The sequence below is a fragment of the Microbacterium sp. A20 genome, assembly GCF_004794515.1.
Lineage (GTDB): Bacteria > Actinomycetota > Actinomycetes > Actinomycetales > Microbacteriaceae > Microbacterium.
The window spans coordinates 1-11,835 of record NZ_SSDF01000062.1 but is presented as its reverse complement, the minus strand read 5'-3'; the positions used below and the strand labels follow the sequence as shown (position 1 = coordinate 11,835).

The window sequence follows — 11,835 nt, the reverse complement described above, 5'->3', positions numbered from 1 at the left end:
CCTCGCGCGCGGCGCCCGTTCGCGCGTGCAGGAGCGGGCGGTCATCGCCCTGACGACGCTCGCGGAGCGGCATCCGGGGCTCGTGGTCGCGACCGTCGCCGGGCGCATGGGCGCCGATGCCGTCCGCGCCGCCGGCCTGGTCCCCCGTGTGTTGTGCTCTCCTCCCGCCGCTCTTCCCGCTGTCCTTCCCGCCGCACCTCCCGCCGCTCTTCCCGCTGTCCTTCCCGCCGCTCTTCCCGCTGTCCTTCCCGCCGTCCAGGCTTCGCCGAGTGCACGGCTTGGTGCCGAGCGCACGGCGTATTCGCGTGAAGAACACGTGCGTTCGGCAGGATCCCGTGCACTCGGCGGAGAGGCGGAAGCGCAGCCGGAGGCGGACGCGGACGCGGACGCGGACGCGAGGACGGATGCGGGGGATACCTCGCGGGCGGTGGCGGCACTTGTCGCGGCGGGGGTCGACCTGATCCTCGTGGTCGGCGGCGACGGGACGCTGCGAGACGCGGTCGCGGGGCTCGGTGCGGCCGACCCCGCGTGCATGCCCGAGCCCGGCGCCCAGCTGCCCGCAGTGCTCGGGATTCCGGCGGGCGTGAAGATGTACTCGCCCGTGTTCGCGGTCAGCCCCCGCGCGGCGGGGGCGATCGCCGCCGACTGGGTCGACCGCGGTGGTCTCCCCACCGACGACCGCGAGGTGCTCGACATCGACGAGGTCGCGATGCGCCGCGCCCGCGTGGAGCCCACCCTCTACGGCATGCTCCGGGTGCCGTATCGTGCCGGTCGCACCCAGGCGCGCAAGGCCCCGACCCCGGCGACCGAAGCGGCAGCGGTCGACGCTGCTGCCCGCGGTGCCGTCGCCCGCATGCGTCCTGGTGTGCGCTATCTCCTGGGCCCCGGCGGCACGACGGCCGAGATCGCCCGGCGGCTCGGCGTCGAAGGGTCTCCGCTCGGAGTGGATGTCGTGCTCGACGGCGCCGTGATCGTCCGCGGTGCGAGTGAGCACGAGCTCCTCGCCGAGGTCGCACGCGGTCCGGCGCAGGCCGTGATCACCGTGATCGGCGGCCAGGGCTTCCTCCTCGGCCGCGGCAACCAGCAGCTCTCCGCGGCCGTCGTGCGTGCCCTCGGCCATGACCCCCTCCTCGTGGTCGCCCCCGAGCAGAAGCTCATCGACCTGCACGGACGACCGCTCCTCGTCGACACCGGCGACCCCGAATTGGATGCGAGACTCGCCGGACACGTGCGCATCGTCACCGGCGTCGGCACCAGCAGCCTCTACCCCGTGACCGCCCCCGAGCTCATTCCCGACCCCTCCCTCGTCTGAACGAACCCGAAAGGACACCCCATGCGTCTCGAGAACAAGAAGGCCATCGTCACCGGCGGCGCCGGCGGCATCGGTCGTGCCACGTCGATCGCGCTCGCCGCCGAGGGCGCGGCCGTGGCCGTCGTCGACCTGAACGTCGAGGCCGCCGAAGCCGTCGCGGAGGAGATCCGTGCGGCGGGCGGCACCGCGATCGCCATCGCGGCCGATGTCGCGAGCGAGTCCGACATCGAGCGGGTCGTCGCGACCTCGGTCGCCGAGCTGGGTGGCGTGAACGTCGTCTTCAACAACGCCGGCATCATCCGCCGCACCACCGCGGTCGAGACGACCGTCGAGGAGTGGGACCGCGTGTTCGGCGTGAACGTGCGTTCGATCTTCCTCATGTGCAAGCACATCGTGCCGATCATGGAGGCGGCGGGCGGCGGCTCGATCATCAACACGGGCTCCGGCTGGGGCCTCAAGGGCGGCGGCCAGGCCATCTCGTACTGCGCGTCGAAGGGCGCGGTCGTGAACATGACCCGCGCGCTCGCGATCGACCACGGCCCGGCCGGCATCCGCGTGAACTCCGTGAACCCCGGTGATGTGAACACCGGCATGCTCCGCGACGAGGCCCGCCAGCTGGCGCAGGACACGAACGCGTTCCTCGCCGAGGCCGCCGACCGCCCACTGCGTCGCATGGGTGAGCCGAGCGAGGTCGCGCAGGCGGTGGTGTGGCTCGCGAGCGACGATTCCTCGTACGTCACCGGCTCCGCGATGGTCGTCGACGGCGGCGGCATCGCCTAGCGTCAGCCGCGCCGTCGCGGCGCCCCGCGCGTCACATGCCCACTCCCGTACCCTGACCGGGTGAGCACCCCCGACGTCGCCGAGTTCCTGGACCACCTGGCTCCGCGAGACGAACCCGCGGCCTGGTTGGCGCGCCGCCTGCTCGAGAGCGGATGGTCGGTGTGCGAGCTCACCGGTCCGGTGCAGATGGACGTGTGGCAACTGCTGCTCGAGCGCGGGACGCACCGCGTCCGGTTCGGGATCGAGCGCGGCCGCTCGGATGGAGTGCTGGTGCGACTGGGCACCGGCGCCTACCGCCCGATCCTCGACGCGATGTCCGTGAACGGGGAGGCACCCGGCTCCCTCGCGGACGACCGGACCGCTGTCCTCCGATGGCTGGATGAGGAGTCGGACGGTGACGACGAGTGACGCGCAGGGGGTGACACTCCTCCAGTCCTAGGGCTATCTTTGTTTGACTACCGAAACAAGATGATTCGAGGACACCGTGGCACCGGCTACCCAGACCGTACATTCCGAGGGTGAGATCTTCCGGCTGGTGCGCACCGGGGCGGCGCAGTCCCGCGCCGATCTCGCTCGCCTGACCGGACTCTCCCCCTCGACCGTCGCCCTCCGCGTCGAAGAGCTGATCGCCCACGACTACATCGAGGAGAACGGCGAGGGCGAGTCTCGCGGCGGCCGCCGCCCCCGTGTGCTCACGGTCAAAGCCGGGGGCAGCGTGGTCGCGGGCGTGGAGCTCGGCGAGAAGCACGCCACGGTCGCGCTCTTCGATCGTCGCGCCGAGGTCGTGGCCTCGACCGTCGCGCAGGTGTCACTCCTCGACGGGGTCGAGAGCGTCGTGAGCCAGGTGTGGGAGTGCGCACAGAAGCTGGCGAAGGACAACGGCGGCCTCACTGTCGAGGGCATCGCGATGAGTCTGCCCGGCCCGGTCGACTCGCGCACCTCGCGCCTGCTGGCGCCGATGCGCATGCCCGGGTGGAACGGCGTCGACGTGGGCGAGGTGCTCGGCTCGGTCACCGGGCTGCCGTTCCTCATCGACAACGACGCGAACGCCATGGCGGTCGGCGAGTTCATCGAGCGCGGCAGCGAGCAGGAGCAGCTGGTCTTCGTGAAGGCGGGCAGCGGCATCGGCTGCGGCATCATCCTCGACGGCGCCGTCTACCGCGGATACCGCGGGGTCGCGGGCGACATCAGCCACGTCGCCCTGCACAACGCCCCGCCCATCATCTGCTCGTGCGGCCGCGTCGGCTGCCTCGACGTGGTCGCCAGCGGCGCCGCGATCGTCGATGCGCTGCGCGACTCGGGTGTGGCGGTCGAGACCCTCGACGACGTGCTGGCGCTCGCTCAGGATGCGCACCCCAAGGCCACCTCCGCTCTGCGCGAGGCCGGAGCCCGCACGGGAGAGGTGCTCGCCACGATCATCAACTTCTTCAACCCGCAGGCGCTCGCGCTCGGCGGGCGCCTGGCCACGGCCGACGCGTTCGTCGCGGGCGTGCGGCAGGCGCTGTTCACCCTCTGCCTGCCGATGTCGACGGATGCCCTCGAGATCGGTGTGAGCCGGGCCGGCGCGCTCGCCGGTGCCCGCGGTGTGGCCTGGGAGCTGCTGGAGCGGATGCTGGACCCGGCCCGGATCGACGAGGAACTGCGCACCACAGCTGCGTAATAGCTTCGATTATCGGCCCAAGTTCGCGACCATGCGGAATAAGATGGCGGTTTTGCTTCGAGGTCCGATCTAGACTCGGAGTATGACCGAGACGTCTCCGCTCCCGCGCATCGCCATCGCCGGCATGGCCATCGAGTCCAGCACCTTCTCGCCGCATCGCGCCGGTGAACGCGACTTCCTGCGCGTGGAGGGCGAAGAACTCATCACCCGTTACGACTCCCTGCGCGACGGCGAGCTGCGCGACCGCGCCGAGTGGCTGCCGGTCTACTACGCCCGCTCGATCCCCGGCGGCGCGGTGCTGCGCGAGGTGTACGACAGCATCAAGGCACGCATCTGCGACGGCTTGCGCGCACTCGTGGCCGACGGCGAGAAGCTCGACGGCCTGTTCTTCGACATCCACGGGGCCATGAGCGTCGTGGGCATGGACGACGCCGAGGGCGACCTGATCACTGCCATCCGCGAGGTGATCGGAGCCGATGTCGTGGTGTCGGCGTCGATGGACCTGCACGGCAACGTCTCGCGCACCCTGATCGAGAACGTCGACATCATCACGTGCTACCGCCTGGCTCCGCACGAAGACACCTGGGAGACCCGCGACCGCGCGATCCGCAACCTCGTCGAGGCGCTCGAGAGCGGCGTCACCCCGCGCCGCGCCTGGGTGCGCGTGCCCATCCTTCTCCCGGGGGAGAAGACCAGCACCCGCGTCGAGCCGGCCAAGAGCCTGTACGCGCGCATCCCCGAGATCGAGGCGCGGCCCGGCATCACCGATGCCGCGATCTGGATCGGCTACGCCTGGGCCGATGAGCCGCGCTGCCACGCGACCGTGGTCGTGACCGGCACCGACGACGAGGCGACCGCGCTCGCCGCGGAAGAGCTCGGACGCGCGTTCTGGGATGTGCGGGACGACTTCGAGTTCGTGGGTCCTCCCGGCACGCTCGACGAGGGGGTCGCGGCCGGCCTCGCCGCCACCGATACCCCGTACTTCATCAGCGACTCGGGCGACAACCCCGGCGCCGGCGGCACGGGCGACGTCACCTGGACGCTCGCGCAGCTGCTGCAGAAGCCCGAGCTCACGTCCGACGACGCCCCGGTCACGCTGTGCGCCTCGGTGTTCGACAAGGGCGCCCTCGACATCCTCCGCGGCCACGCGGTGGGGGAGCGGGTGTCGGTCGAGGTCGGCGCACGCGTCGACAGCGGCCCACACGGACCGGTCCTTGTCGAGGGTGTGCTGCACAGCCTGCACGAGGGCGATGTGGATGCCGGCGGCATCGCGGTGATCCGCGTCGGCGGCCTGCACGTGATCGTCACGGAGTTCCGCAAGGCGTACCACGACGTCTCCGACTTCACCTCGATCGGACTCGACCCCGTCGCGGCGCAGATCGTCGTCACGAAGATCGGCTACCTCGAGCCGGAGTTCTACGCGATCATGCGCGGCTGGACGCTGGCCCTCACCCCGGGCGGCGTGGATCAGGACCTCGAGCGCCTCGGCCACCACCGCATCCAGCGGCCGATGCATCCGTTCGACGCGTTCGATCAGGCGCCGGATCTCGCCGCCGAGATGGTCGGCTGACGCGACTCTGCGGCTTTTCTCTGCAATCGAAGAAAGTTAGTTACTTAAACGTAACAAGACCGACTTTTGCCCTGAACTTAGTTCGGGCATGATTCAAAGTACGTCATAAATCGGACGAACGCCTTGGGTGACGAGGCGTTGAACAAGGAGGTTTACATGCGATCTCAGTCGCTGCGCCGCCGGCTGCTCGCCCCCCTGGGTGCGCTCGCCGTCGCGACGCTCGCCCTCACCGCCTGTCAGGCCGGCGCCAACGGCGACACCGGCTCGGGCGAGAAGGACACCGTCAGCTTCGCGCTGCAGGTCGGCACCGGACCCAACTGGATCCTGCCGATCTCGTCGCCCGACAAGATGGCCACCCACAACAGCGCCATCAAGGCGACGATGTGGCCGCGCCTGTTCGAGTACAACGGCGTCGACGGCGAGATGGGCTGGGACGAACTGGCCTCCGCCGCCAAGTCCTACGAGTTCTCCGAGGATCGCAAGACCATCACCATCACGCTGAACGACCTCGACTGGTCGGACGGCGAGCCCGTCACCTCGCGCGACGTGGAGTTCTGGTACAACCTGGTCCGCTTCAACGGCGAGAAGACCGGTGGCTACTCCGCCGGCCTGATGCCGGACAACATCACCGAGTTCACGACCATCGACGACAAGACGTTCTCGCTGACGATGGACAAGGTCTACAACGAGGAGTTCCTCCTCGGCAACCAGCTCAGCCTCATGTACCCGATGCCGCAGCACGTCTGGGACAAGACCAGCGCCGACGGCGAGATCGGCGACCACGACCGTGACCAGGCCGGTGCGACCGCGGTGCTCGACTACCTCTTCTCCGAGGCCGAGGACATGAAGACCTACGCCACCAACGACCTGTGGAAGACCGTCGCCGGTCCCTACACGGTCAAGAGCTGGTCGGACTCGGGCCTGGTGGAACTCACCGCCAACAAGGAGTACACCGGCGAGGACAAGCCGAGCATCGAGAACGTCGAGTTCCTGCCGTTCACCTCTGCCGACGCCGAGATGAACGTGGTGCGCTCGGGTGACGTCGACTACGGCTATGTCACCAGCTCGCAGCTCACGAACGAGAAGCAGTTCACCGACCTCGGCTACAGCATCGAGCCGTGGGCCGGCTGGTCGATCACGTACATGCCGTACAACTTCGCCAACCCGGAGAAGGGCTCCTTCTACAAGCAGCTCTACGTGCGCCAGGCACTGCAGCACGCCATCGACCAGGAGACCATCTCCGAGGTCGTCTGGCACGGTGCCGCGACGCCCGACTACGGTCCCATCCCGCAGACCGCGGACTCCAGCGGACTGTCCGACGTGCAGAAGGACAACCCGTACCCGTTCGACCTGAAGAAGGCCGAGAAGCTGTTCACCGACAACGGCTGGGTCAAGGGATCCGACGGCACGCTCGAGTGCGCCGAAGCCGGTGCGGCCGAGGGCCAGTGCGGCGAAGGAATCGCTGCGGGTGACAAGGCGGAGATCGTCGTCACCACGCAGAACGGCTCGCAGGAGACCGACAACATGATGGCGGAGATCCAGTCGTCGCTCGGCAAGATCGGCGTCAAGATGACGATCGACTCCAAGCCGCTCGACACCGTCCTCACGCAGGCGCAGGAGTGCAAGACCGGCAGCTCGTGCACGTGGGAGCTCGTCTTCTTCGGCACCGCGGGCAGCTGGTACTTCCCGCCGTACGCCACCGGAGAGCGCGTCTTCGCGAAGGACACCAAGTGGAACGCCGGACAGTACGACAACCCCGAGGCCGAGGAGCTCGTCCAGGCGATGGCGTTCTCGACCGACCCCGAGATCGCGAAGAAGTACTCCGAGTACCTCGCCACCGACCTCCCGGTCATGTGGATGCCGAACCCGGTCTACCAGGTCTCCGTCGTCCGTGACGGACTCGACATCGCCCACCAGGATCCGGGCGCGTCGTTCCTTCCGCAGCGTTGGTCCTGGACCAAGTAACGAGCAGGTGACATGAGCGTGGTGGAAGCAGCGCAGAACGCGCAGCAGAAGAAGGAGAGGGCCGGCGGCCCGCGGTTCTGGTGGTACCTGTTGCGACGGGTCGGCCAGGGCGGGATCGTCATCCTCATCGTGACGCTGATCGTGTTCGCGCTGCTCCACCTCGCGATGCCGCAGGGGCCGGCCGCCGGCATCCTCGGCATGCAGGCCTCGCAGGAGCAGATCGACGCCTTCAACAAGGAGAACGGCTTCGATCTGCCCCTGTGGCAGCAGTACTTCAACTTCCTGCTGCAGCTCGTCCAGGGCGACCTGGGCGACTCCTTCAAACTCAACCGCCCCGTGGCGGATGCCATCGGTCAGCGCCTCCCGAAGACGCTGATCCTGGCCCTCATCTCGATGCTCTTCGCGCTGATCATCGCCATCCCGATGGGCATCTTCCAGGCGGTGCGCCGCGGCAAGGCTGCGGACTACGCGCTGACCACCTGGAACTTCATCGTCTACTCGACGCCGTCGTTCTTCCTCGGCCTGATCCTCGTGATCGTCTTCGCCCAGTGGTTGCGGCTCGTGCCCGCCCAGGCGCCGCAGGGCGAGACCGTCGGCGATGTGCTGTCGAACCCGGCCGGCCTCGTGCTGCCCGTGCTCACCGCGGCACTCGGCATCATCGCGACGTTCTCGCGGTACATGCGCTCCGCCACGATCGACAACCTCTCCGAGGACTACGTCCGCACCGCCAGGGCCAAGGGCACCTCGGTGCCCGTGGTGATCACCCGCCACGTGGTGCGCAACTCCCTGACCCCCGTGATCGCCATGCTCGGCTACTACCTGCCGGTCATGTTCGGCGGCATGATCGTCGTCGAGTCGCTCTTCAACTACCCCGGCATGGGGCTGCTGTTCTGGACCTCGGCTCAGACCTCCGACTACCCCGTGCTGATCGGCTGCATCCTGGTGATCGCGCTCGCGACGGTCATCGGATCGCTCCTCGCCGACATCATCCAGGCGCTGCTCGATCCGCGCACCCGAGAGGAGCTCTCGTGAGCACCACGACCATCGTGATGCGCACGCTGACCCCGCGTCAGCGGGGCACGCGCCGCTTCCTGCAGAACAAGCTCGCGGTCTTCGGCATCGTGACCATCGTGCTGTTCCTGCTCTTCTGCTTCCTGGGTCCGCTGATCCACCCGACGGATCAGATCCACACCGACCTGCGCAGCACCATGCTGCCGCCGGGCAGCCCCGGACACCCGCTCGGCACCGACGACGTCGGCTACGACGTGCTCGGGCGCCTCATGGTCGGCGGTCAGATCTCGATCCTGATCGGCCTCGCTGCCGGCATCCTCGCCACCGTCATCGGCACCCTCTGGGGCGCGATCGCGGGCTACGTCGGCGGTGCCGTCGACACCGTGATGATGCGCGTCGTCGACGCCGGCATCGCGATCCCCGCGACGTTCCTGCTGCTGATCCTCTCGGCGATCCTGCGCCCGAGCGTCCCGCTGATGATCTGCGTGATCGGCCTGGTCTCCTGGCTGGTCCCTGCCCGTCTCGTGCGCGCCGAGTCGATCTCGCTGAAGTCGCGCGAATACGTGCTGGCGCTGCGGGCCATGGGCGGGACGCACTCGCGGGCCGTGCTCAAGCACATCGTCCCGAACACCGTCGGCACGATCGTCGTGAACGCCACGTTCCAGGTCGCCGACGCCATCCTGCTCGTCGCCTACATCTCGTTCCTCGGCATGGGGCTGCAGAAGCCGGCGACCGACTGGGGCGCCATGCTCACCAGCGGTATCACCTACACGTACGCGGGCGCCTGGTGGCTGATCTTCCCCGCCGGATTCTGCATCGTGCTGACCGTCTGCGCTTTCAACAGCATCGGCGACGGCCTGCGCGACTTCTTCGACGTGAAGGGGCGTGCCGCATGAGCGACGCACTGCTGTCGATCTCCGACCTCTCGGTCACGTTCCGCACCGAGGACGGATCGGTCGAGGCCGTGAAGGGCATCGATCTCGAAGTCCGCCCCGGTGAGGTGCTGGCGCTGGTCGGCGAGTCCGGTTCGGGCAAGTCCGTGACGGCGATGGCCATCCTCAAGCTGCTGCCGCGCTCGGCCACGGTCACCGGGTCCATCCGGCTCGCCGGGCGCGAACTCCTGCCGCTCGCCGAAGCCGAGATGAACGCCGTGCGCGGCGCCGAGATCTCGATGGTGTTCCAGGAGCCGATGACCGCGCTCAACCCGAGCATGCGGATCGGCGACCAGATCACCGAAGCGATCCTCAACCACCGCAAGATCACCAAGGCCGAGGCCTGGGAGCGCGCGGTCGAGATGCTCCGTCGCGTGGGCATCCCCGAGTCCGCCCGTCGGGCGAAGAGCTACCCGCACGAGCTGTCGGGTGGCCAGCGTCAGCGCGTGGTCATCGCGATCGCCCTCGCCTGCGAGCCGCAGCTGATCATCGCCGACGAGCCGACGACCGCGCTCGACGTGACCGTGCAGGCCGAGATCCTCGACCTGATCCGCGGCCTCGCGGCCGAGTCGGGGACCGCGTTCCTGCTCGTGACGCACAACATGGGCGTGGTCGCCGACATCGCCGACCGGGTCGCCGTGATGTTCCGCGGCACCATGGTCGAGGTGGGCGACACCCGCACCGTGCTCACCGCGCCGCGCGAGGACTACACGAAGAAGCTGCTCAGCGCCGTGCCGTCGCTTCCCGACATCGCGAGCGTGATCGAGCGGGAACCCGAGACCGAGATCCCGGCCGCGGTGCTCGAGCTGGATGCCGCCAGCGTCACGTATCGCCGCGGCGGCCGTCCGTTCCTCGCACTCGACGGCGTGAGCCTGCGCATCGCGCCGGGAGAGATCCTCGGCCTCGTCGGCGAGTCCGGATCGGGCAAGTCCACCCTCGGACGCGCGGCACTGGGACTGCTGCCCCTGTCGAGCGGCGGGATCACCCTGTTCGGCGAGAAGGTCGGGCGCGGTGGTGTCTCCGGGCGGCGGGAGCGTGCGCTGCGCGGGCGCGTCGGCGCGATCTTCCAGGACCCGGGTTCCAGCCTCGACCCGCGCATGACCGTCGGCGAGGCCATCGCCGAGCCGCTGCTCGTGCAGCGTCGGCGCTTCCCGACCTCGGCGAGCACCCGTCGCACCCGTGTCGCGGAACTGCTGGATGCCGTCGAGCTGCCCACGAACTACGCCTCGCGCTACCCGCACGAGCTCTCCGGAGGGCAGCGTCAGCGCATCGGCCTGGCCCGCGCCATCGCCCTGGAGCCGGAGCTGATCATCGCCGACGAGCCGACCTCGGCGCTCGACGTCTCGGTGCAGGCCGCCGTGCTCGAGGTGCTGCGCACCCTGCAGGAGAAGATGCACTTCGCATGCCTCTTCATCAGCCACGACCTCGCCGTCGTGCACGAGATCTCCGACCGGGTCGCCGTGATGCTCAAGGGCGAGATCGTCGAGACCGGCTCCGCCGACGACGTGCTCCTGGCGCCGCAGCATCCGTACAGCCGACGGCTGCTGGCCTCGGTGCCGGTTCCCGATCCCGACAAGCAGGCGCTGCGGCGGGAGGCCCGTGCGGCCGCCCGGGTGATGGCCCCGTGACCGGGGGAGATCCGATCCGATCGACCCTTTTGCGCGGTGCGGGCCCTGTCGTGCTCGGGCTCGACGTCGGCGGATCGAGCGTCAAGCACCTGCTCGCGCCCGCGCGCGTGTCGCTGGATGCGCCGCCGACGCCGCTCGCACGCGGCCGGCACGCGACCCCTAAGGACTCGCCCGTGGACGGGCTGGCGGCGATCGCCGGTGTGCTCCGCGGCGATGCCGACCTCGAACGCGTGGTGCTGTCGATCCCCGGACTCGTCGATGAGGCGGCGGGGGTCGTCCTGCGCTCGACCAACATCCCCGCGCTCGACGGTCGTGCGCTCGGAGCAGAGCTGAGCGCCGAACTCGGCATCCCGGTCGATGTCATCAACGACGGCCACGCGGCCGCGGTCGCCGAGGCCTCCTGGGGCGCGGGTGCCGGTGTGGACGACGTCTTCGTGCTCGCGCTGGGCACCGGGATCGCGGGCGCACACGTGGCGCACGGCCAGGTCGTCCCCGGGGCGCACGGTTCGGCCGGCGAACTCGGACACATCACGATCGAGCCAGACGGCAGCATGTGCTCGTGCGGGCGCCGCGGCTGCCTGGAGACCATCATCGGCGCACCCGCGCTGCGGCGGGCGTGGGCCGCGGTCGGCGGAAAGGGCGGTCCGGAAGGGCTGCTGGCGGCGAGCAGCGAGGGGGATGCCGTGGCCACCGCGATCGTCGAACGGGCGTCGTCGGCGCTGGCGGAGGCGATCCTCACCCTGTGTGCGCTCGTGGACCCCGGCTGCATCGTGATCGGCGGCGGCCTCGCGCAGGCGCCGCATCAGCTCGTGACGCTGGCTGAGCGCTACGTCGGCGAGCGGGCGTCGTTCCACCGGGTTCCGCCCATCGTGCCGGCCACGCTGGGTGAGTGGGCCGGGGCCAACGGCGCCGTGCTGACGGCGCTCCGTCGCCAGCGCGCCCTCGTCTGACGCGTCGCGCTGCCGCGCTCCGCGCTG

At 69.5% G+C, this 11,835-nt stretch carries 10 protein-coding genes; all 10 read left to right on the top strand.

Translation table 11 applies throughout. The features are described 5' to 3' along the window. Positions 1 to 1,312 (top strand): NAD(+)/NADH kinase (locus DW298_RS05115; protein WP_136041379.1); only part of this gene is annotated, 1,312 nt, incomplete at its 5' end. Positions 1,313 to 1,333: 21 nt separating this feature from the next. Then, on the top strand, positions 1,334 to 2,092 hold the full coding sequence (locus DW298_RS05110; RefSeq protein ID WP_136041378.1) for a glucose 1-dehydrogenase: 759 nt from the start codon (positions 1,334 to 1,336) through the stop codon (positions 2,090 to 2,092). Between the two features lie 60 nt (positions 2,093 to 2,152). Then, entirely contained in the window at positions 2,153 to 2,500 is a 348-nt protein-coding gene (locus tag DW298_RS05105) for a hypothetical protein (RefSeq protein ID WP_136041377.1), read from the top strand. A gap of 76 nt (positions 2,501 to 2,576) precedes the next feature. Beyond that, positions 2,577 to 3,752 carry an ROK family transcriptional regulator gene (locus DW298_RS05100; RefSeq protein WP_136041376.1) on the top strand — a complete coding sequence of 392 codons (1,176 nt, stop codon included), beginning with the start codon at positions 2,577 to 2,579 and terminating at the stop codon, positions 3,750 to 3,752. 82 nt (positions 3,753 to 3,834) lie between these two features. Further along, positions 3,835 to 5,322, top strand: a complete 1,488-nt coding sequence (locus DW298_RS05095) for a M81 family metallopeptidase (RefSeq protein ID WP_136041375.1) — start codon at positions 3,835 to 3,837, stop codon at positions 5,320 to 5,322. A 156-nt stretch (positions 5,323 to 5,478) separates the two neighbouring features. Next, positions 5,479 to 7,287: a peptide ABC transporter substrate-binding protein gene (locus DW298_RS05090; protein ID WP_136041374.1), complete on the top strand. Its 1,809-nt coding sequence runs from the start codon at positions 5,479 to 5,481 to the stop codon at positions 7,285 to 7,287. Positions 7,288 to 7,299: 12 nt separating this feature from the next. Continuing rightward, positions 7,300 to 8,319, top strand: a complete 1,020-nt coding sequence (locus DW298_RS05085; RefSeq protein ID WP_136041373.1) for an ABC transporter permease — start codon at positions 7,300 to 7,302, stop codon at positions 8,317 to 8,319. Beyond that, complete coding sequence (locus DW298_RS05080) at positions 8,316 to 9,194, top strand: ABC transporter permease (RefSeq protein ID WP_231481714.1); 879 nt, start codon at positions 8,316 to 8,318, stop codon at positions 9,192 to 9,194. The genes DW298_RS05085 and DW298_RS05080 overlap by 4 nt, the downstream gene beginning before the upstream one ends. Then, the gene (locus DW298_RS05075) at positions 9,191 to 10,858 is read left to right on the top strand and encodes an ABC transporter ATP-binding protein (protein ID WP_136041372.1); all 1,668 of its coding nucleotides are present in this window, start codon (positions 9,191 to 9,193) and stop codon (positions 10,856 to 10,858) included. Before DW298_RS05080 ends, DW298_RS05075 begins: the two co-directional genes overlap by 4 nt. Continuing rightward, complete coding sequence (locus DW298_RS05070; RefSeq protein ID WP_136041371.1) at positions 10,855 to 11,808, top strand: ROK family protein; 954 nt, start codon at positions 10,855 to 10,857, stop codon at positions 11,806 to 11,808. Before DW298_RS05075 ends, DW298_RS05070 begins: the two co-directional genes overlap by 4 nt. The last annotated feature ends 27 nt before the right edge of the window (positions 11,809 to 11,835 follow it).

Coding starts and splice junctions, on each gene's coding strand:
- DW298_RS05110 (WP_136041378.1), top strand. CDS start 1,334: ATGCGTCTCGAGAACAAGAAGGCCATCGTCACCGGCGGCGCCGGCGGC.
- DW298_RS05095 (WP_136041375.1), top strand. CDS start 3,835: ATGACCGAGACGTCTCCGCTCCCGCGCATCGCCATCGCCGGCATGGCC.
- DW298_RS05085 (WP_136041373.1), top strand. CDS start 7,300: ATGAGCGTGGTGGAAGCAGCGCAGAACGCGCAGCAGAAGAAGGAGAGG.
- DW298_RS05090 (WP_136041374.1), top strand. CDS start 5,479: ATGCGATCTCAGTCGCTGCGCCGCCGGCTGCTCGCCCCCCTGGGTGCG.
- DW298_RS05075 (WP_136041372.1), top strand. CDS start 9,191: ATGAGCGACGCACTGCTGTCGATCTCCGACCTCTCGGTCACGTTCCGC.